At 69.9% G+C, this 18,634-nt stretch carries 22 protein-coding genes and 1 tRNA gene; 6 read left to right on the forward strand and 17 right to left on the reverse strand.

Features of this window, described 5'->3' with window-relative positions; genetic code table 11:
- Positions 1 to 194 precede the first annotated feature (194 nt).
- Both ACZ8ZB_RS16440 and ACZ8ZB_RS16445 read left to right on the forward strand, forming a co-directional pair.
- Positions 195 to 1,067, forward strand: a complete 873-nt coding sequence (locus ACZ8ZB_RS16440; protein WP_470738456.1) for a bifunctional DNA primase/polymerase — start codon at positions 195 to 197, stop codon at positions 1,065 to 1,067.
- Between the two features lie 767 nt (positions 1,068 to 1,834).
- Entirely contained in the window at positions 1,835 to 3,085 is a 1,251-nt protein-coding gene (locus ACZ8ZB_RS16445) for a hypothetical protein (RefSeq protein WP_470738457.1), read from the forward strand.
- Between the two features lie 637 nt (positions 3,086 to 3,722).
- Here the strand turns inward: ACZ8ZB_RS16445 and ACZ8ZB_RS16450 are convergent.
- The 14 genes from ACZ8ZB_RS16450 to ACZ8ZB_RS16515 form a co-directional block, all read right to left on the reverse strand.
- Positions 3,723 to 4,097, reverse strand: a complete 375-nt coding sequence (locus tag ACZ8ZB_RS16450; RefSeq protein ID WP_470738458.1) for a hypothetical protein — start codon at positions 4,095 to 4,097, stop codon at positions 3,723 to 3,725.
- 267 nt (positions 4,098 to 4,364) lie between these two features.
- Positions 4,365 to 5,525 (reverse strand): tyrosine-type recombinase/integrase, encoded by a 1,161-nt coding sequence (locus tag ACZ8ZB_RS16455; RefSeq protein ID WP_470738459.1) that lies wholly within the window; start codon positions 5,523 to 5,525, stop codon positions 4,365 to 4,367.
- A complete protein-coding gene (locus ACZ8ZB_RS16460) occupies positions 5,525 to 5,728 on the reverse strand; it encodes a helix-turn-helix domain-containing protein (protein WP_470741505.1) in 204 nt (67 codons plus the stop codon). The genes ACZ8ZB_RS16455 and ACZ8ZB_RS16460 overlap by 1 nt, the downstream gene beginning before the upstream one ends.
- The gene (repSA, locus tag ACZ8ZB_RS16465; protein WP_470738460.1) at positions 5,722 to 7,110 is read right to left on the reverse strand and encodes a replication initiator protein RepSA; all 1,389 of its coding nucleotides are present in this window, start codon (positions 7,108 to 7,110) and stop codon (positions 5,722 to 5,724) included. Before repSA ends, ACZ8ZB_RS16460 begins: the two co-directional genes overlap by 7 nt.
- On the reverse strand, positions 7,107 to 7,352 hold the full coding sequence (locus ACZ8ZB_RS16470; RefSeq protein ID WP_470738461.1) for a hypothetical protein: 246 nt from the start codon (positions 7,350 to 7,352) through the stop codon (positions 7,107 to 7,109). Before ACZ8ZB_RS16470 ends, repSA begins: the two co-directional genes overlap by 4 nt.
- A 5-nt stretch (positions 7,353 to 7,357) precedes the next feature.
- Positions 7,358 to 7,537, reverse strand: coding sequence for a hypothetical protein (locus tag ACZ8ZB_RS16475; RefSeq protein WP_470738462.1), 180 nt, complete (start codon positions 7,535 to 7,537; stop codon positions 7,358 to 7,360).
- A 92-nt stretch (positions 7,538 to 7,629) separates the two neighbouring features.
- On the reverse strand, positions 7,630 to 7,866 hold the full coding sequence (locus tag ACZ8ZB_RS16480; protein ID WP_470738463.1) for a hypothetical protein: 237 nt from the start codon (positions 7,864 to 7,866) through the stop codon (positions 7,630 to 7,632).
- A gap of 1 nt (position 7,867) precedes the next feature.
- Complete coding sequence (locus ACZ8ZB_RS16485) at positions 7,868 to 8,158, reverse strand: hypothetical protein (protein WP_470738464.1); 291 nt, start codon at positions 8,156 to 8,158, stop codon at positions 7,868 to 7,870.
- A 15-nt stretch (positions 8,159 to 8,173) separates the two neighbouring features.
- Entirely contained in the window at positions 8,174 to 8,356 is a 183-nt protein-coding gene (locus ACZ8ZB_RS16490) for a mobile element transfer protein (RefSeq protein ID WP_470738465.1), read from the reverse strand.
- A 16-nt stretch (positions 8,357 to 8,372) separates the two neighbouring features.
- A complete protein-coding gene (locus ACZ8ZB_RS16495) occupies positions 8,373 to 9,011 on the reverse strand; it encodes a DUF2637 domain-containing protein (RefSeq protein ID WP_470738466.1) in 639 nt (212 codons plus the stop codon).
- Positions 9,012 to 9,079: 68 nt separating this feature from the next.
- Entirely contained in the window at positions 9,080 to 9,259 is a 180-nt protein-coding gene (locus ACZ8ZB_RS16500; protein WP_470738467.1) for a hypothetical protein, read from the reverse strand.
- A gap of 5 nt (positions 9,260 to 9,264) precedes the next feature.
- Positions 9,265 to 9,417, reverse strand: a complete 153-nt coding sequence (locus ACZ8ZB_RS16505) for a hypothetical protein (RefSeq protein WP_470738468.1) — start codon at positions 9,415 to 9,417, stop codon at positions 9,265 to 9,267.
- An 86-nt stretch (positions 9,418 to 9,503) separates the two neighbouring features.
- Positions 9,504 to 10,820, reverse strand: coding sequence for an FtsK/SpoIIIE domain-containing protein (locus ACZ8ZB_RS16510; RefSeq protein WP_470738469.1), 1,317 nt, complete (start codon positions 10,818 to 10,820; stop codon positions 9,504 to 9,506).
- A 2-nt stretch (positions 10,821 to 10,822) separates the two neighbouring features.
- On the reverse strand, positions 10,823 to 11,152 hold the full coding sequence (locus tag ACZ8ZB_RS16515) for an SCO3933 family regulatory protein (RefSeq protein ID WP_391141101.1): 330 nt from the start codon (positions 11,150 to 11,152) through the stop codon (positions 10,823 to 10,825).
- 159 nt (positions 11,153 to 11,311) lie between these two features.
- On the opposite strand from ACZ8ZB_RS16515, the gene ACZ8ZB_RS16520 reads away from it, so the two are divergent.
- Positions 11,312 to 12,106 carry a GntR family transcriptional regulator gene (locus tag ACZ8ZB_RS16520; RefSeq protein ID WP_470738470.1) on the forward strand — a complete coding sequence of 265 codons (795 nt, stop codon included), beginning with the start codon at positions 11,312 to 11,314 and terminating at the stop codon, positions 12,104 to 12,106.
- Positions 12,103 to 12,786 (forward strand): YdcF family protein, encoded by a 684-nt coding sequence (locus tag ACZ8ZB_RS16525; protein WP_470738471.1) that lies wholly within the window; start codon positions 12,103 to 12,105, stop codon positions 12,784 to 12,786. The genes ACZ8ZB_RS16520 and ACZ8ZB_RS16525 overlap by 4 nt, the downstream gene beginning before the upstream one ends.
- On the opposite strand, the gene ACZ8ZB_RS16530 is transcribed toward ACZ8ZB_RS16525, so the two are convergent.
- From ACZ8ZB_RS16530 to ACZ8ZB_RS16540, 3 genes are all read right to left on the reverse strand, one after another.
- Positions 12,759 to 13,673, reverse strand: a complete 915-nt coding sequence (locus tag ACZ8ZB_RS16530; protein WP_470738472.1) for a nuclease-related domain-containing protein — start codon at positions 13,671 to 13,673, stop codon at positions 12,759 to 12,761. The two genes, ACZ8ZB_RS16525 and ACZ8ZB_RS16530, sit on opposite strands and share 28 nt — an antisense overlap.
- A gap of 1,207 nt (positions 13,674 to 14,880) precedes the next feature.
- Positions 14,881 to 14,967: transfer RNA gene (locus ACZ8ZB_RS16535), tRNA-Ser, on the reverse strand.
- A 64-nt stretch (positions 14,968 to 15,031) separates the two neighbouring features.
- Positions 15,032 to 16,534 carry a S1C family serine protease gene (locus ACZ8ZB_RS16540; RefSeq protein WP_470738473.1) on the reverse strand — a complete coding sequence of 501 codons (1,503 nt, stop codon included), beginning with the start codon at positions 16,532 to 16,534 and terminating at the stop codon, positions 15,032 to 15,034.
- A gap of 288 nt (positions 16,535 to 16,822) precedes the next feature.
- Here ACZ8ZB_RS16540 and ACZ8ZB_RS16545 point away from each other — a divergent pair, with 288 nt between their 5' ends.
- Together ACZ8ZB_RS16545 and ACZ8ZB_RS16550 are read left to right on the forward strand one after the other, a co-directional pair.
- Entirely contained in the window at positions 16,823 to 17,653 is an 831-nt protein-coding gene (locus ACZ8ZB_RS16545) for a glycerophosphodiester phosphodiesterase (protein WP_470738474.1), read from the forward strand.
- Between the two features lie 166 nt (positions 17,654 to 17,819).
- Positions 17,820 to 18,464, forward strand: coding sequence for an ATP-binding protein (locus ACZ8ZB_RS16550; RefSeq protein WP_470738475.1), 645 nt, complete (start codon positions 17,820 to 17,822; stop codon positions 18,462 to 18,464).
- The last annotated feature ends 170 nt before the right edge of the window (positions 18,465 to 18,634 follow it).

Below are 18,634 nucleotides of genomic sequence, written 5' to 3' on the forward strand. Positions count from 1 at the left end.
TTCGCACGCAAGCGTGACGACAAGGCGATAAACCCCCGTGCGCCCCTGGAATCCCCTCCCCTCCGAGAAGGAAGCCCTCGCCCCGCCCTCGCAAGGGAGGAAGCGTTCCGCCACTTCTCCCGCCGACACCCCCGCCCCGGTGCGTCGCAGCACACCCCCTTCCCTTCTTCGAACGTGTGTCCGAGCATGGAGGTATGGCCACCACCGACCGGCAGGCCACGACGCCGGCCCTCGCGCACGCCCTGTCAGCCGCCGAGCGCGGTCTGGCCGTCATCCCCTTGTCCCGGACGAAGCTCCCGGCCCTGCGCTCACCGCACCGCGACACCACGGAGCCGGCGGGTCCGCCCTGTCACGGCGAGTGCGGCCGTCTCGGCCACGGCATCCACGACGCCTCCAGCGACCCCGCCCGCATCCGCGAACTGTTCGCCGCCGCACCCCGTGCCACCGGTTACGGCATCGCCTGCGGACTGCCCCCGCACCACCTCATCGGCGTCGACCTGGACACCAAGACCGGTACGGACCCGTTCACCGCCCTGCGCGAACTGGCTCGGCGCCACCTGTTCACGATCCCCGCCACGGTGATCGTCCTGACCCCGAGCGGCGGCCGCCACCTGTGGCTGAGCGGACCGCCGGACGTCGTCGTCCCCAACTCCGCGGGCCGCCTGGCCCCCGGCATCGACATCCGGGGCGCCGGCGGCTACCTCGTCGGCCCCGGTTCCCACACCGACCGGGGCCCGTACACCACCGCTTCGGGCACCGCGCGCCTGGCCCCGGCGCCCTGCCCGCCCACCCTCCTGCGCCTGCTCCTCCCGCCGCCCCGCGCGCACCACCCGACGCCCCCGTCGACCGGCGGGCACGGCCAGGGACTCGTCCAATTCGTGCTCGCGGCACACGAGGGCCAGCGCAACACCCGCCTGTTCTGGGCGGCCTGCCGTGCCTACGAGGACGGGATCGGCCCGGCCCTGGTGGACCCCTTGGTCGGCGCGGCCCTCAGCACCGGTCTGTCCGAACGCGAAGCCCGCGCGACGATCGCGTCGGCGGCGCGGATGACGGGGCACCGCCCCTGACCCCCTCTTCCCCCCTCACCCGCTGCCCGCGTTCCCCCGCGAAAACCGAAAGACCCCGACGCACCACCGTGCCGAAGTGCCGGCCATGTCGCTCTCCCGTGTCCTCCTCGGCTCCGGTCCGCCGAGCGCTCCTTCCCCGACGCGCCGGTCCACCTGGTCCCGCCTCCGCGCGAGCACCCCGACCAGTACGCGGCGCCTTCGGCCCCGTGGAGGTGCTGCCCGCCGCGGCGTGCGTCGGCGGCTTCCGGTCCGAGGCGCTCGATCCGGCCCGCGACCGTTCCCCGCACCGCTCCCGCCTCACCGTCGTCCGGTCCCGGCCCTCCCCGCGCGTACCGTCCGGCTGCGACGCGGAGCCCTCGCCGCGGGATCCTGTCCCGGGAGCGGCCGACCGAGGACGAAGAACTCCGGGGACCGGCGTCCGGATCACTCCGGGCGCGCGGGATGGCGGTCCCGCGGGGCGATGCACACGTACGGAGGGGCCGCAATCCGAGCGTCACCACACGTACGGGTGAGTGTCGGATGCCGTCGCCGGGGTAAGGAGCCGCTGCCCCGGGCCCCGCGGAGACCGGGCCCGATGAAGGCTCCGGATGTGAGAAAGCCTGGTGGCAAGGGGTCGCACGAAAGAAAACGATGACGCGGAAGGCGCTTTCGATCATCTGCTGTCAGCAGCGTGCGCGTGTCTACGCCACCCTAAACGTCCTGATTGTTCAGAATGTTGTCCACTGCCCCAGTTGAAACTATGAAGTTTCATTGCCGAGGAGCATGACATGCAGGTTCGCAGGTGGCTCCCAGACCAGCCCACCCGTATCGGCCGCCACGACTGGCCGGACGAGGGGGACAACGGAACGCACATGCGACTGCGGGCCGGCTCCATCGTGGTATTGGACCGGCAGGGGTGGCGGATCCTGGAGATCAACGGCTACCCGAACGACTGGTGGCCGGAATCCTACGAGAAGGCGTGGCGCGACCACGTGGAACTGTGGTGGCACGCCAACGAACTGCGGCGTGCCAACAACCAGGCGGTCAAACCGGCCCCCGAGCGGTCCGAGTTCTACAAGCGCCCGGTGGTGCTGGTGCTGCGCAACGAGAACCTGCCCCGCTCCACGCCGAAGCACTGGTGCGCTCCCGCCAGCCACGACTGGCGGGTCCTCCCCGAGCACTACGCCGTCTGCCGCGCCTGCGGTGAGCTGCCGCCCTGCCGCCACGGGGAGTACCGCTGGGAGGGCGGCCCCCGCTGGCCGGAGCAGGACGGCGGCATCCCGCTCATGGTGCCGGAGGGCTGCTGCATGGGGTGCGCCGAGCCGATCAGGCCGCGGGTGCGGACCGTTCGCTTCCCGGGCCCGAACCTCTGGTACCCGGACCTGGGGGAGGACACGGCCGTCTTCCACGCCCGCACCGCCTGCGCCGACCAGGTCGACCGCTACCGCATGCAGTGGCAGGCCGAGTACAGCCCGCGCCCCTCCACGCACTCCGCCACTCCCTCGTTCCCGGGTTTCGAGCACTTCGTGCTCCCCCGGACACGTCATGCGCCGGACGTCCCCCGGCACGACCGGCACACCTCCCAGGACCCGCGTCCCGTGCCGGCCGTGCCGTCGCGGCCGGGAAAGGAGGAATGCGCCTCCGTGACCGGTGACTCCGGCGTCCTCCCCGCCCCGTCCGACGGGCGCCGGGGAGAACCGGGGGCCGGCACGCCGCCGACCGGTCCGTCGGCACCACCGGTCGCGCCCGAGCCGGCGCCCGCGGTCACCGGCACACCCGTGACGGCCCCGGTGCCGCCGGGTCCTCTTCCCCCGGCGGTCACGAGCGTGCCCGCCGCCGCGGCCGAGGCGTCCGCACCCGCCTCCGCCGAAGTCCTCGAGCCGGCCCTCCGGTCCGCACGGGAACTGGACCTGGCGCTGGCGGGCGGCCCGTCCTTCCACAACGCCGAGCAGGCGGCCCGGGTGATCGAGGAACTCACCGCCGCGGTCCGCAACATCGCGCTCTGCCTGAACAACCCGGCCGCACGCGAGCGCTCCTGACCCACGGACGGTCCGGCCGGCCGGGCTCGTGCGCTCCTGCGGAGGACGATCGCGCGACGGGCGGTCGCCGGCGTCAGGAAGGCGAGCCAAGTTCCCCCGGGCACGGCCCGAGAAGCTCCCACCGTTCCACGACCGGCTCCGCGAGGATCTCCGTGCCCCGCCGGACGCCGCAGGACACGACGCCGGTCGGCGCCACGGCCACGAGAGCCGTCGTCCACCAACGCCCGGGTCGGCCCTTGCGCACGTCTCCCCCGGCCGGGGCCGTCGATGCCGGCGAACCGGCACGCGAACGGCCTCCGACCGGGTTTCCCGGTCGGAGGCCGTTCGCGCTGTTCTCAGCGCGGAGGCGGTGGGATTTGAACCCACGGTGACATCGCTGCCACGACGGTTTTCAAGACCTTTCGAGAGCGAGACGATCACTCAGCTCTTTCGCAGGTCAGGCGCTGAAACCTACCTAGTCACACCCGTCCTCATCCTCGCCGTGCCCGCTACGTGCCCCATCAACGGGCGCCCTGGACGGTTCGAAGGGACAGCAGTACCACCACGGGCGGCACGTCCGCGCGAGCGAGCCACGATCACTTGCAAGCATCGTTCCACCACTACTGCCCGCCAAGACTGCAAACGGATTTACGCAACCCTACTCCTGACCCAGTTTTCCCTTGCCATAAATCATGGCGGCTTGAGACCACGAACAAGCGCTACAGCGCTCAAGCCACCTATGCGGCGAGGCATCCTTTGCCGCCTTCTCGCTCAACTGCCTGAAGTTCTGACGGTCCCGAACACGTCCACAGGGAGCATCAGCCGAGTGATAGATGGTCAGCTCCGGCCCCGGCGTCCAACGCACCAAGCAGGGGATTTCTTCACTTTCCCTCGCCACCTTGGCTGCTTTCAAAGAGATCTTGGCCAACGCAACGTCCGCCTCCCTATGAAGGCGCATGACCCGGGAATGCAAATCCTTCAGAACCTCTGCCCGATCCTGCCTCAACTCATTGAACGCATCAGCGTAGCTCACACTCACTCCTAAGTCCTCGTGATGATGTTGGAAAAGTAATAGCACACACAACCGCCCCAGCTGGCCCAACAATCACATTTGATCGAAATCGCCATAATCAGGTAATCTATTGACGGGCGCGACCACGTAAACATTTCGGTTTTGTGCGAGATGGAGCTGAAGCCGAACAGCCTCTGACCATGAATCCTGGTCAGAGGCTGTTAAGTTCCGTGGTGGCCGAGCGTTCGGTGAAGGATGCGATCAAGCCGCAGGTCCTACGGGCGCGAGTTACTCGGTAGGCCCGTCCTCTTCGTCATACGCACTGCCAGTCGCCGACATGTGTTCATGCCCCCTGAACCAAGCATCCGTTGCAGCAGCCACCTGATCATCGCGACCAACCATGGGGCGGGCATAGTGACGGGTGGTGACGCTTGCGTTCGAATGGCCAAGGCGGTGAGCGGCGGTCATCACGCCGTACTGGTCGGCGACCCACGTTCCGTGGGAGGCCCGGAGGTCATGTGGAGTCACGTCGGTGAGGCCGGCCGCCGAGACCGCAGGGTCGAAGTACGCCTTGCGCCACTGGTTGTAGCGCAGCGGCTTGCCCGCGGGCGTGGTGAACAGCAGCGCGTCTTCCCCGCCGGGCAGCTCCTCGAGGTAGGCCCCGAGCCGCTTCGCCAGGGAGGGTGCCAGCCGCAAGAGCCGCTTCTGATGAGATTTGGGGGTGTCGAAGACGAGGGCGCCGTTCGCCTCGGCAAGGTTCTCGTCGATCAGGAGGAAGCCGCCGGCGACGTCGACGTCCGAGCGCCGAAGCGCGAACGCCTCCCCCACCCGCAGACCGGCGAAGGCGAGCAGCGCGATCAGCAGGTCGTGCGGTTTCTCAGCAGCGCGGACGATGCCCGAAGCCTCCAGCGGCGTGACGATGTGCGGTTCGGTCTGCGGCATGCGCGGAAGCCGGACACCACGGCACGGAGTCTGCGGGATCAGGTCGTTGTCCACGGCCGACGCCATGATCTGCGACAGCACCCGGTACGCCTGGCGGATACGCGAAGCACTCAGACCCTCGGTACGCATCGCGGCCACCCACTCAGTAACCGTGATCGGCCGCAGACTCGACAACTCCCGGTCGCCGAGCGCCGGGTTGATGCGTGAGTTGATCAGCGAGCGGTACGTCGCTTGCGTCTTGTGCTTCAGCTGTGGGGCAACGGCAGCCAGCCAGCGAGCAGACCAGTCCCGCACGGTCGTCCGCCCCTCAGCGGGGTCGAGCCAACGACCCTCTTCAATCTCGATGCGCTTCCGCATGAGCCACCGGTCGGCGTCCGTCGACGTGGCGAAGGTTCGATCCGCAGGCCGCAACACGCCGTCCGGGCCCGGATAGCGAGCCTGGAAGCGGCCGGATGGGAGCTTACGGACCCGGCCGAACGGTCGGCGGGATCTACGCTTCGACGCCATCAGGCAGCACCCCGCAGGGCGACCGGCTGCACGGTGTGGGCAGCCACGAAGGCGTTCACCGCGCTCTCAGGGATACGGACGTGACGGCCGACCTTTACGAAGGTGATCCGCCGCTCCTCGATGAGCCGACGAGGGAACCGCACGCCCGTACCGAGGCGTTCGGCGACTTCCTGCACGGTGAGCAGTCGGTCCACGGTCACCAGTCCTCCCCTTCCGAGCGCATGTCTGTGAGCGCTTCGCGTGCGAGTTCGCGGCTTGCTTGCAGGTCCCGGCGGATGTTCGCGGCGAGCCAGGATTCGCCGGGGGTGTGGCCGTGGCCGGCGTAGGTCCAGTGGGCGAGGGTCAGGGTGGTTGCCTCCTCGTCGTCGGGGTCGGGCAGGCCGAGGGCGGCGCGTTGCTGGGCGGCGCGGTAGTCGGCGCGGACCTGGCGCAGGGCGCCGAGAGTGGTGGAGTAGCGGCGGGACTTGGTGGAGAAGTGGCCGCGGAAACCGAGCATGTGGGCCCAGTCGCGGAGCTTGCGGTCCGGGTAGAGCGCGTGCAGGTCGAGGCATGCGGCGATGAGCCGGGCCGGGTGGTCGGGCACGCCGAGCAGCACGAGCGCTTCCTTGTTGCCGATGCGGCGGTCGACGGTGCCGGTGGTCTCGGCTGCCTTGGTGGCGTACTTGGCCACGTAGGAGGCGACCGCTTGTTCGCTGATCTCCTCGCCGTCGCCGAAGGCCCGGATGGGCCGTACGTCGAGCTGGGTGCCCCACCGCAGGGTGCGGGCCGGCTGCTCCCCGGAGGCAGGCACGTCGACTTCCACGCGGGCGGCGGCGGCCTGGATCGCGTCGGTGAGGAGGTCAAGGGTGGCCCACGCGGGCGGGGGGTCGTCGGGCCCGTCGGGTCCGTCGAAACGGATCACGGCATGGAAGTGCACAGCCCCGCGCTTCTGGTACTCGGCGACCTTGCCGAAGGCGACGCGGGACTGTTCCTTGGCGTCCTTCTGTGTGAGTCCGGCGCGCTTGGCGATCTCACGGCGCAGGTAGATCGTGAAGTAGCGCCACAGCTCGGAGGCATGGTTGTTCCACAGCACCGCGCCCGCGTAGTCGTAGGTGTCGGGGTCGAGCGGGGTGCCCAGCTCGGGAGCGTCCTCGCCGTGGCGGACGCCGCAGCGGCAGGGCCGGTTTCCGGGCCGGTTGTGGACCGGGCCGAACGAGGGCGCGGTGAGGGTGGCGAACACCCGCGGGTGGTCCCGGATCGTCTCCGGCGTGCCCTTGCCGGGGTCGCCGACGAGGCCGGCGCGGATCAGGTGGTAGGTGTCGCCCGCGTACGTCCAGGCGCAGGCCGGGCAGCGCGAGGCACGGCGGTTGCCGCAGGCGACGCGGAGCCGCCCGCCCGGTTCGGTGTCGGTCGAGTACGCGTGCAGCACGTGCCCGGTCGCGGCGTCGCGGGTGACGGTCGAGCCCATCAGGTGGATCGGGTCGGAGCAGCCGCCGGTACGGCGGATCTGGTCCTGGACGCGGTCGAAGCCGGTGGACCCGGCCAGCCTCAGCACATCGGCGAGGGTGGCCGGGTCCAGGCCCGCCGCGGTGGCGGCATCGGTCATCGAGCACCGTCCTTGCGGCGCTTGCGCGGGGGGTCGGAGTGGAAGCGCTGGGTGCCGAGGTCGCGGCCCTCGTGTTCGTGACGGGGGGCGTTGGGGTTGCGGTCGTTCCAGTCCTCCGCGCACACCTTGTGGACCGGTTCCCCGGAGTGTGAGCGCAGTGGGGTGGGCTTGCCGCACTGGGTGCAGGGGCAGTCTCCGCCGTGGTCGTAGTGCTGGCTGGAGGTCCAGTTCAGGAGTCCCACCGCGGTCACCTCCCGGCCCGGACGACGCCGGCGGGGGCGGTGTGGCCGGTGCCCTTGCAGGCGGGGCAGGTGACGCGGAGGGTGGCGCGGGTGCCGTCGGCGTGGCAGATGCCGGTGGTGATCGCGGCGGTGGCGAAGCCGTTGCAGTCGCGGCAGACGCGCGTGTTCGGGGCGTGCTGGGGCATGATGAGGCTTCCCTTTCGGGTCCGTTGGATCTGGAAGGTGAGGGCCGTCCGGGGCGGCGGATACTTGGCGGTTGAGGCCGCCCCGGGGGGCGTTAGCGGCGGCGGTTGCGGCGCTTGGAGTAGGCCGGCGGGATGGCGTCGTAGGAGGCGCGGCCCTGCTCGAACGAGGTGCGGTCACCCTCGTTCAGGCCGGAGGCGCCGATCTGCCGGGTGATGCGCTTGACGGTCTTGCGGTCGCCGTGGCGCTTGGCGATGGCGTACTCACGGCCGAGTTCGGTCATCTCCGGGTTAGCCGGGGTGTCGTTGCTCTTGCGGCTAAAGAAGCCCATGTCAGATGCCCTTTCGTGTCTTGGATGTGCGGTTGATCGCGTAGCTGAGTCCGCCGGTGGCCGACAGGACCGCGACGGCGGCGCCGGCGACGACCTGGACGACGAAGGCGATCACCAGCAGCACCGCGACGGACCCGGTGACGACGACTAGCGTCAGGACGATCGGGCCGGTGTAGGAGCGGGGTGCTTCCTGGACGATCACGACGCGGCGCACGTCGGTACCGGGCGGGATCTGCCGGTAGAGGTCGGCGGGGATGTGACCGGCGCGAAGCTGGTCCTCGGGGAGCTGCATGGTGGTGTCCTCCTCTCAGGTGCAGCGGTGGGTACGGGCGGCGAGTTCGGCCGCGGAGCGGTCGCGGTGCTCGGTGGAGAAGCCGCAGTTCGGGGCGGTGCAGGCGGCGGTGTGCCGGGTCTGGCCGCGTCCGTTGTGGAACGTGCCGACCTTGACGGGGCCGATGCGGATCACGTCGTAGAAGCGGTTCGGGCGCACGAGGGGTCACCTCCTTTCAGGCGAGTTGGGCGACGATCGCGCTGGCGAGGTCTTCCGGGATGCCGAGGCGAGCGCGCAGGGTGGCGGTGTCGATGTCGGTTCCGGTGCGGGTGCGGTGCTCGGTGGCGACCTTGCGTGCGTGGTCGACCAGCGCGGGCGGCACCGCGGGGGCCGGTGCTTCGGGCAGGGCCGGAGCAGGCTCCGGTGTGGTGATCTCCGGGGCCGGTTCGGGTTCCTCGGGGCGGTCGACGACCGGCACGGGAGCGGGCACAGGGGCCGGTTCCGGCGCGGGGTCGGTGGGTTGGTGGACGAGGAGGGTGCCGCCGAGGAAGGCCAGCGCGGGCCAGCCGGCGACGAGGATGCGCAGCCAGGCCGGAACGTGGTCGAGGTCGAGGAGCCCGGCGGTCGCCACGTTCGCGCCGAGCGAGGCGACCAGGGCGATGACGAACCACGTCCAGGCCGAGCGGTCGCGGCGGGCGGTGCGCAGCCGGCGCCAGGCCGCGACCAGGAGCAGATCGACGGAGACGGGATAGGCCCATGCCTTCCAGCCGGTCTGTCCGGCCGCTTCGGCAAGGTCGTGCAGGTGGGCGAAGGACAGGGCACCGGCGATCACGGCCTGAATGAGCACGGCGTCGATACGGATCGAGCGGAACACGGTCTTCACCTCCGTTCGGGAAATCGGGCTGGGGCGGGGGCCGAGGTCCGGCCCTCAGCTCGGGCGGGTCACTCGTCGGCGGGGACCTCTCCGGCACCCAGGCAGGACAGGCAGATGCCGGTCTGCTGTCCGGCGACCCGGCGCTTGCGGCCGACGTGGACGGACCGGGAAACCTCGCCGGTGCCCTCGCAGGCCGGGCACGGCTTGGCCGGCGGCGTTCGGCGGGCGGTCGACTTGCGTGCGGCCATGGCAGTCACCAGGCCCAAGGCGAGTCGGAGGTGTCCTCCGGCTCGTCGTCCTGGTAGTCGTCCATGACGTCCGGCGAGTTGTTCCAGGCGGACAGCAAGGCCGACTCCAACGGATCCACCGGCCGCGGGTCGGGCGGCGGGAACGGAATGACCGTCATTGCGATCTCTCCTTTCGGTTTTCGGCATGGCTCGGGTAGGGGCATGGCGTGAGGCGGTCACGCCGACCGGGGCGAGCAAGTGAGGGCTAGATGCCGGCGGGCTCGGCAGCCGCATCGGCGCAGAGGGCCGGGCGGAACGGGGCCAGGAACGGCAGGTCCGGGGCCAGGTGGGCGAACTCCCGGCAGACTGCCTCCGCTTGTGCCGGGGTGGTCTCGGGGGTGCGGATGCGGGACCAGTAGCCGGAGGCGTCGCCGGCGACCGCGACACCGGGACGGTCTGCCCGGATGCCGGTCACGGAGACCACGGCGTCCGGGGCGATGTCGCCCAAGCCCATCTCGGCGGTCTGTTTGTCGTTGACGCGGTGGACCACGCGCCCGGTGAGCTGGGCCCGCAGGGCGGTGGCGCCCTTGCCCAGGTCGGAGCCGAAGCGCTGCCCGCACGCCTCCAGATAGATCCCGACCGCGCGGGCCATCTGGCCGAGCCGCACCAGTTGCATGACCGTGTGATCGCGGGCAGCCTCCTCCTTCTTGGAGGTCACCAGGAACAACTCCGCCACCTCGTCGATCAGCACGACCAGCGGCGCCGGCCGCACCTTCGCCGGCAGCTCCCACAGGTCCGAGACGCCACGCAGGGCGAGCAGATCGAAGCGCTCTTCCATCTCCGCCACCAGCGCGTCGACCAGGTGCCCGGCACTCTCGCGGTCGGTGGCCAGCGCCGACAGCCGCGGCGCGTACCGGGATTGCTCGACTCCGCGCTTGCAGTCGATGCCGACCAGGCCCACCGGCAGCCGAGCCAGGCCCTGGATCAGGTTGCGCTGATACATCGACTTGCCGGACTGGTTCGCGCCCAGGGTCAGGGCGTGCGGGATCTTGCGGTAGTCCCGCTCGAAGACCGTGCCGTCCTCCCGCAGCGCCACCGGGACCACCAGGTCACGGGACACGGCCCGGCGTGGCATCCGGACCCGGCCAAGGACGTCATAGCCGGTCATGCGCAGTTCGACATAGCCGGGCTTGGACTCCATCACGGTCACCGACTGCACACCCCAGGCGTGCCGCAGGCGCTGCGAGGAAGCGGCGATGTCGGCCGGCTCCAGCCCCGCGGGCAGCCGCAGCGAGACCCGCAGCCCGGTCGAGGTCGGACGCACCCGGCGCACCTTCGGCGGAACGGGCCGCACCTCACGGCGGGCCACGTTGCGCGTCATGAACGCCCGCAGGGCGGACGGCTGAACCGTCAGACCGCACACGTCCATCGTCGAGGCGTAGGAGAAGGTGAACCGGCCCCAGGTGACCGGCATCCCGACCAGCGACCAGTACACGCGCGGAGCGCGGACCTTCGCGTAGCCGAGGCCGCTGGCCCCTGCTAAGGCTCCCGTGGCCTCCAGCCACGTCGGCAGGTCAGCCATGGTCAGGCCACCGAGGTGATCGCGACCGCGCGGAACGAGATCCCGTGCCGCTTCTGGCCGTTGAACTCGTTCTCCCAGTCCCGCGCCCTCAGCCCGACGACCCGCACCGGCATACCCGGCGCCAGACCCTCCGGGTAACCCGTCTCCGGGATGGTCACCTGGTACAGGTTCCCTTCTCCCTCGTCCGAGACCAGCAGGCCCACCGTCGACAGCGCCGCACCGGTGTCCCGGTCCACGGCCCGCTCACCGGTCTTCTTGTTCGCCATCTTGGGTTCCGGCGCAGTCGCCACGAACACCACAGCGGTCGAAGTGTCGATCTTGAAGGACGGCATCAGTACTCCCAGCGTTGATGTTGGAGCAGCCCAACAGGGCCGCTTGATGCTCGCTGTCCTAGGACTGCGAGCCGCTAAGAGAGATAGTGCATCGCAGTCCTAGGACTGTCAACAGTCCTAGGACTATGTTTCACTAGTCCTCGTCGAGAGGGGTTCTAGATGGCGCCCAAGTGGCGAGAGCTGGCAGACAAGCTGGCCGAGCAGATCAGAAGGGGTGAATACGCCCCTGGCCAGCAGCTTCCGCACATCAGAACGCTTGTCGAGGCAGGCGAAGGCTCCAAGGCCACCGTGCATGCCGCCTACAAGGCACTGGAAGCCGAAGGTCTGGTCACTTCGTCGCGCGGCCACGGCACCGTCGTGCGCCAGCAAGTTCCCCTCAAGCGCTTGGGCATCGCCCGCTACGACAAAGCCAAGTGGCGGGACGGCGACGAGGTCGCCTTCATCGCGGACCGCGTGGCTTCCGGGCGGGGGTACCGCCGGAACGAGCAGACCCAAACGGTCAGTCGCGTCGTGGCACCACCGGAGGTGGCAGCCGCACACGGGCTACCGGAGGGCGCCGAGGTCTACGCCCGCGCGCGTCTGGTCAAGGAAGGCGATCAGCCGACGCACACGCTGACCAGCTACTACCGGCCCGAGCACGTCGAAGGCACGCGGCTGGTGGACCCCACGCCGGGACCCGCCGGCCGAGGCGGTGGATTTCGCGTGCTGTACGACGCGGGTTACGAGATCGATCACATGAGGGAGCGACTGTTCGCCCGTGCCGCCACCCCGGACGAGGTGAAGCAGCTCCAGCTACCGCCGGGTGAACCGGTCGTCGAGTTGCATCGGACGACCTACACCGCCGACGGCACCATCGTGGAGTTCGCCATCGGGGTACACGCGGCATCGCGCTTTGCGTGGGAGTACGACTTTAAGGTGCCCGACTCGGCGAAGGACAGGGAAGGTCAGCAGTGATCTCGACACAGGATTGGGCAGACGCCCGGCGCGTGTGGGACTACCACCAGATGGGCCACTCACCCCGGCCATGCTCGGTTGCCATCGGACTCGGCAGCCACGACCTAGGCGTGGCCGACACGGCAGTGAACCTGTACAAGCGCGGCATGGCCCCCCTGCTCCTGTTCACCGGCGCCACCAGTCCCACAACACGGGAACGCATGCCCCGCGGTGAAGCCGTCCACTACCAGGAACGGGCACTAGAGCTTGGTGTCCCCAGCACGGCCGTTCTCGTCGAACCGCGCGCCCGCAACACGGGCGAGAACATCCGCTTCTCACGAGAGGTGTTGGAAGAGGCCGGCATCGAAGTGTCCTCGGTACTACTGATCAGCAAGCCCTACGAGGAGCGGCGAGCGTACGCCACCGCACGCAAGCTCTGGCCCGAAGTCGAGGTCGTCAGTGCTTCCACTCCGATGACGCTCGACCAGTACGTCGACTCCATCGGCGACGCCCACCTAGTGATCGACATGCTGGTCGGTGCACTTCAGCGATTGATGGTCTACCCAGATCAGGGATTCATGATCAGCCAACCGATCCCCGCCGACGTGGCCGAGGCATACGAGCGCCTGCGCCGAGCAGGCTTTACAAGCCGTCTACTCCAGGATAGGCAAGCTCAGGCCTTGAGCCAGACACGGCGGTGACGCGCCACGGCGTACGCTCTCTCCACCTGCTCAGGGGTGAGCTTGCCGACCAGCGGACCGAGAGCCGCGACTTCTCGCTCCTGGTAGATGCGCACCGCGTACTGAGTAGCAGCGCGATCGAGAGACGCGACACCGACGAAAACGAGGACTGGTTCAACAGCCACGGTGAAGTCGCAGTACCGTCCCAGCACCCCTCGCACATAGTCGGCCTCGGCCTTGCTCGCAGCAGCGTAGGGGTGCGGCTGCCCGCCGTTGACTTTGGCCATGGTGTCGCCAACCCAGACCGAGGCACCTCGGTGGGTCTTGGTGTTGATGGTGAACACTCCCCCAGGACCGATCAGTAAGTGATCGATGTCGCCACCGTTGCTCTTCTCGACACCGTGAAGGACCCGCCAGCCCAAGACAGTCAGGCGTTCCAACTCCCGGCCGACCCGGCGCTCCCCCTCAAGCCCCGTGTACCAGTTATCCCATTCCGAGGACTGCCGCAGCAGCTTCGCTCGCAGCCTTTGCGCAGTTGATGGTCCCCGCTCAGCCATCATCCCCAGAAGAGCGGCACCGGGGCGGTTCCTTGCCAGGTCATCACTGGGAGAGAGGGGCGGGAGGGGAGTCAGCCGCTCCGCACGGCGTCCGGAGGCCGGTGGACCGGGCACTCGACCGGGTGGCTGAGGGGTCGACGTATGAGTACGAGCAGGCGCCGAGACCACGGTGATCCCATCACCAAGGTGCGACCGCAGCAGGGCTAACGCTTCATCTCGATACTTCTGCACCTTGATCGTCACGGTTTTCGTCGCTCGATCAGCCCATGCGACCGCTGTGCCGTCCGACAGATTGACGTAGAGCCGATCCTTTCCGTGCCGCTTCCACGCATTCACCGTCAGATCGCTCACCGATCGCCCCCATGTCCGCCGCTTCCACCCATATGCCAGCAGCCAGCGGCTACACGGACAAGACCGCCGGACCCTCAGCAAGCTGTTACAGGTTTCTCTACCTCATCAAGCCCCGGCTGCGCTCCGCTCCGCCGGGCGCGCTTCCCGGCTCCGCTCCGGGCGCCGCTCCTGCCTCCGGCCCGCTCCGCCCGCGCTGCGCCGACGCGCGCCCACACGTGGACAGGGCCGGAGGCCATGAGGCGATCACCGCACAGAACGGGGCACGGTCAAGGCAATGCCTCCGGCGGGGGATCAGCCGGCACCGGGATGGAGGGGGCGCCATCGCTGACCGCGGGTCCGTAGGTGGCGTGCGTGGGGTGCTCCCATCCCGTCCACCGTCGCCCCAGGCAGAGCCGAGCAGACGCGGCCCATGGCGTCCAGGTCGTTCGTACAGTGGCGCGCTCCACCTGGACGCCATGAACCACGCCCGCTCCACGGTGTGTGGGTCGACGGCGGACGGGATGGGAGCTGGGGTGAGTGGTGGGCTTAGGCTTCGGCGAAGTTGAACGTTGCAGCGCAGGCGAAAGCCCGAAGCAGATCAATTGTTGTCGGCCGAGAGGTCCGAGCGCATGGCACCTCTGGTCTCCAGACGCAGTTCCAGGTACCTGCGTGTCAGTTCCTCGAGTTCATCGCTGTCAAGACGCGCCCCCGCGCTCACGGCATCACGCATCATTCGCACTGCCCGACTACATTCCTCAGCCGGGCGAACGACGGAAGGCGGCGCCAGAATCTCCAATTCGTGGCGTGATGCGTAGCAGTGGGTGTAGGCCGACCGTGTTAGCCGGTACCGCTCGCCCGCATCGAGGCCGGGCGTGGCAGCGATGTTCCGCAGATCGCTGCCAGCTTGGGCATGAGCCGCGAGAAACCTTGAGTAGAGCTCCCGCCGTGTCCTATGCCACTCAGACACCGCCTCCCGCCGTGCCCTTCGGTGCTCCACGAGAAGTGCCGATCCTAAAGCAATCACGCCACCGACAAGTGTTGCCACTAGTGATATCCAGGCCACTTCGGAACGGTACAAGCATCGGGCGCGGGGGCCCAGTGGGCGTGCCCCAACCGTGCCCGATAGAGCGGTAAGCAACGGGGAACACCGGGCAGTCACAGCGTCCCAGCATGAGAACGGCCCCCAACCTAAACCACAGGTCAGGGGCCATTCTCACTGCTCATCGCGCGGAGGCGGTGGGATTTGAACCCACGGTGACATCGCTGCCACGACGGTTTTCAAGACCGTTCCCTTCGGCCGCTCGGGCACGCCTCCCCGCGCCTGCCGGTGATCGGCGGCGCGGGGACAAGGGTAACGGGTCCGGGGTCCGGGGGTGAGGTCAGTTGTCGCCCGTGCGGGAGCCCAGGGTGAGTTCCGCGGTGCGCTCCTTGCCGTCGCGCTCGTAGGTGATCGTGACCTCGTCGCCCGGCTTGTGGGTCCAGATCTCGCCGATCAGGGTGGGGCCGGAGTCGATGACCCGGTCGTCGAGCTTGGTGATGACGTCGCCGGGCTGCAGACCGGCCTTGTCGGCGGGGCCACCGGGGTCGACGGGCTCGGAGCCGCCCGCGCCCTGCTCGGTGATCTTCGCGCCGCCCGCCGTGTCCTCCAGGGAGACCGACGCGCCGATCTTGGCGTACACCGGCTTGCCCGTCTTGATCAGTTCCTGGGCGACGTACTTGGCCTGGTTGATCGGGATGGCGAAGCCCAGGCCGATCGAGCCGGCCTGCCCCGTGCCGAAGCCGCCGTTGCTGGTGGACTGGATCGCGGAGTTGATGCCGATCACGTTGCCCTGGGCGTCGAGCAGCGGACCGCCGGAGTTGCCCGGGTTGATGGACGCGTCGGTCTGCAGGGCACTCATGTACGACGCCTGGCTGCCGGCGCCGTCGCTGGAGGCGACCGGGCGGTTCTTCGCGCTGATGATGCCCGTCGTCACCGTGTTGGACAGGCCGAAGGGCGCGCCGATCGCGATCGTCGAGTCGCCGACGGCCACGTCGTCGGAGTTGCCGAGGGTGAGCGGCTTCAGGTCCGAGGGGGCGTTCTCCAGCTTGATGACGGCGACGTCGTAGCCCTGTGCGTGGCCGACCACCTCGGCGTCGTACTTCTTGCCGTTCGGGAAGGTCACCGAGACCTTGCCGTCGTCGACGGCGTCCGCCACCACGTGGTTGTTGGTGACGATGTGGCCCTGGGTGTCGAAGACGAAGCCCGTGCCGGTGCCGCCCTCGCCGCTGCTGCTCTCGGCCTCGATGGTGACCGTGCTCGGCAGCGCCTCGGCGGCCACGGCGGCGACCGTGCCCGGGTCGCGCTTCACGTTGCCGCCGCTGGCGGACGCCGAGAGGGTCGTCGAGCCGCCGCTGTCGTTCTCCTTGGCCAGGGTGTAGCCCAGGCCGCCGCCCGCGCCGCCCGCGACCAGCGCGGCCACCAGGACCGCGGCGAGCATACGGCCGCGTCCGCCGCCGTTCCTCTTCGGCGCCGGCTGCTGTGGCGGGGAGCCCCAGCCGCCCTGACCGTATCCGGCGCCGCCGTCACCGTACGACGGGATGGACGGCGGAGGGGGCGGGGGCCAGGAGGCGTCGGGGGCGGAGGAGGAGGGGGTGGGGCCCTGGCCGCCGGGGGCGCCGTGCGGGCCCCAGCCGGTCCCGCTCCCCGGCGCCTGGGGGGCGGGGCCGTGTCCCTGGTCCGCGCTCTGCGCGGGCGCCGCCGGCGGTGCGGCCCGGCCCGGGTCCGGAGCCGCCCCCGGGGCCGGGTGCCCCTGGTGCGCCGAGGCAGCGGGAGCATCCACCGGCGCGGGCGGCGGTGCGGACGGGGCGGGGGGTACCGCGGTGCCCTCGTTCTCGGTGCTCACAGCTTCTCTCCTAGATCCACGGCTGTTGTTGTCGGTCGCACTCGGTCACGCTCGTTCACGCCCGTCCACGAGTCCGGCGCGATGCAGCTGTGCAGGTCCCTTTGTATGACGTCAGCTTTTCCCACGGGCCGTCAGGGCACCGTAAGCCGATCCTGTGGGTCCGGAGCCATCCTTTATATAGGGCATTACTCACGTAAGGCGCGCCACCCGATGCCTCCGACCGGACGGCGACCCCGTTCACGCCACTCCGAGCACCCGTCTACCCGTGCACGGTGGCACCATGACGCGGTGACCCACGCACGGCAGCACCCGACCCAAGTCGTCGCGCACCGCGGGGCCTCCGAGGAGGCTCCCGAGCACACCCTGGCCGCGTATCGCAAAGCGATCGAGGACGGTGCGGACGCGCTCGAATGCGATGTGCGCCTGACCGCCGACGGTCACCTCGTGTGCGTTCACGACCGTCGCGTCAACCGTACGTCCAACGGCCGCGGTGCGGTGTCGGCGCTCGAGCTCTCCGATCTGGCCGCCCTGGACTTCGGCTCCTGGAAGAGCCGCGACGCCTTCGGGGGGCCGCGCACCGAGGAGCCGGACTGGGAGCACCGCCCGGAGGACCGGGAGGCCACCTCCGTCCTCACCCTGGAGCGGTTGCTGGAGCTGGTCACCGACGCCGGGCGCCGGGTCGAGCTGGCGATCGAGACCAAGCACCCCACCCGGTGGGCGGGACAGGTGGAGGAGCGGTTGCTGCTCCTGCTCAAGCGGTTCGGCCTCGACGCGCCCGCCGCCGCGGAGGACTCCCCGGTGCGCGTGATGAGCTTCTCCGCGCGATCGCTGCACCGCGTGCGCGCCGCCTCGCCGACGCTGCCCACGGTCTATCTGACGCAGTTCGTCTCGCCGCGGCTGCGCGACGGGAGACTGCCCGTCGGCGTGCGGATCGCGGGGCCCTCGATCCGCATCGTGCGCGGTCACCCCGCGTACATCGAGCGCCTGAAGCGGTCCGGGCACCAGGTGCACGTGTGGACCGTGAACGAACCGGAGGACGTGGAGCTCTGCGTGCGCCTCGGCGTGGACGCCATCATCACCAACCGCCCCCGCGCGGTGCTCGACCAGCTCGGCCGCTGACCGCGTGGCGCCCCATCCGTCCCACCTGCCCCAGGAGTGGCGCGCACGCGTCTTGACCCGGTGCCCGGTTCCGGCGCATCCTCACTTCTCGGCCACAGCGACGAAATCCAGCCACACGGCTACGGGGTGTGCTCCGGCGCGTTCGCTGCGTGTTCGACCGCCTGGAGTGCGTCACCGCTCACGGATCGGCCGGTTTCCGGTTCGGGCCCATGGGGCATCCACTCCGTGGCGTGGGGCGAAGGAGGTCTCGGGGGTGGCGTTGGTGGTGGCACAGGAGGTGCCCACGTCGTCGAGCATGGCCGTACCCCATGGCCCTGCGGGCGTGGGGGAGGCCAGGCGCCGCATGCGTGCGCAGCTGCGCGACGGCGGGGTGGCGGACTCGGTCGTCGACGACGCCGTACTGATCCTTTCCGAACTGCTGAGCAATGCGTGCAAACACGGCCGGCCGCTCGGCGAGGCCCTGGCCGGGGACGGGGACGTACGCGCCGCCTGGCGGGTGGACCCGTGCGGACGGCTCGTCGTGGAGGTCACGGACGGCGGCGGTCCGACCCGTCCGGCGCCGGCCACCCCGTCGGTCACGGCGCACGGCGGCCGGGGGCTGAACATCATCACCGCGCTGGCCGACGACTGGGGGGTGCGCGACGAGGTGCCGGGCGAGGTCACGGTATGGGTCGTCGTCCACGACGACGTGTACGACCCGGACGCCGGAGCCGGGCACCGGCGCGAGGACTTCGCCGCGCGGGTGACGGCTCCCACGGTCTCCCGCCTGCCCGGGCTGGGCTTCGCGGACGTCTTCGACGACCTGGGCTGAGGGCGGCCCGGGCCGAGGGCGCACCCGGCCGAGGGCGACGGACACGGCGTCGCTCCGGTCCCGTGTCCGCCCGCGGTGTCCCGGATCGGCACGTTGTCCACAGGTTCCCGTCGGCCGTGGCGCGAACGGCTAGGCTCACGCCCGTACGAGACGAGCCGTAACCGGGAGAC

The sequence above is a fragment of the Streptomyces sp. 12E genome, assembly GCF_055633275.1.

Coding starts and splice junctions, on each gene's coding strand:
- ACZ8ZB_RS16440 (WP_470738456.1), top strand. CDS start 195: ATGGCCACCACCGACCGGCAGGCCACGACGCCGGCCCTCGCGCACGCC.
- ACZ8ZB_RS16445 (WP_470738457.1), top strand. CDS start 1,835: ATGCAGGTTCGCAGGTGGCTCCCAGACCAGCCCACCCGTATCGGCCGC.
- ACZ8ZB_RS16455 (WP_470738459.1), bottom strand. CDS start 5,525: ATGGCGTCGAAGCGTAGATCCCGCCGACCGTTCGGCCGGGTCCGTAAG.
- repSA (WP_470738460.1), bottom strand. CDS start 7,110: ATGACCGATGCCGCCACCGCGGCGGGCCTGGACCCGGCCACCCTCGCC.
- ACZ8ZB_RS16475 (WP_470738462.1), bottom strand. CDS start 7,537: ATGCCCCAGCACGCCCCGAACACGCGCGTCTGCCGCGACTGCAACGGC.
- ACZ8ZB_RS16480 (WP_470738463.1), bottom strand. CDS start 7,866: ATGGGCTTCTTTAGCCGCAAGAGCAACGACACCCCGGCTAACCCGGAG.
- ACZ8ZB_RS16485 (WP_470738464.1), bottom strand. CDS start 8,158: ATGCAGCTCCCCGAGGACCAGCTTCGCGCCGGTCACATCCCCGCCGAC.
- ACZ8ZB_RS16500 (WP_470738467.1), bottom strand. CDS start 9,259: ATGGCCGCACGCAAGTCGACCGCCCGCCGAACGCCGCCGGCCAAGCCG.
- ACZ8ZB_RS16505 (WP_470738468.1), bottom strand. CDS start 9,417: ATGACGGTCATTCCGTTCCCGCCGCCCGACCCGCGGCCGGTGGATCCG.
- ACZ8ZB_RS16510 (WP_470738469.1), bottom strand. CDS start 10,820: ATGGCTGACCTGCCGACGTGGCTGGAGGCCACGGGAGCCTTAGCAGGG.
- ACZ8ZB_RS16515 (WP_391141101.1), bottom strand. CDS start 11,152: ATGCCGTCCTTCAAGATCGACACTTCGACCGCTGTGGTGTTCGTGGCG.
- ACZ8ZB_RS16520 (WP_470738470.1), top strand. CDS start 11,312: ATGGCGCCCAAGTGGCGAGAGCTGGCAGACAAGCTGGCCGAGCAGATC.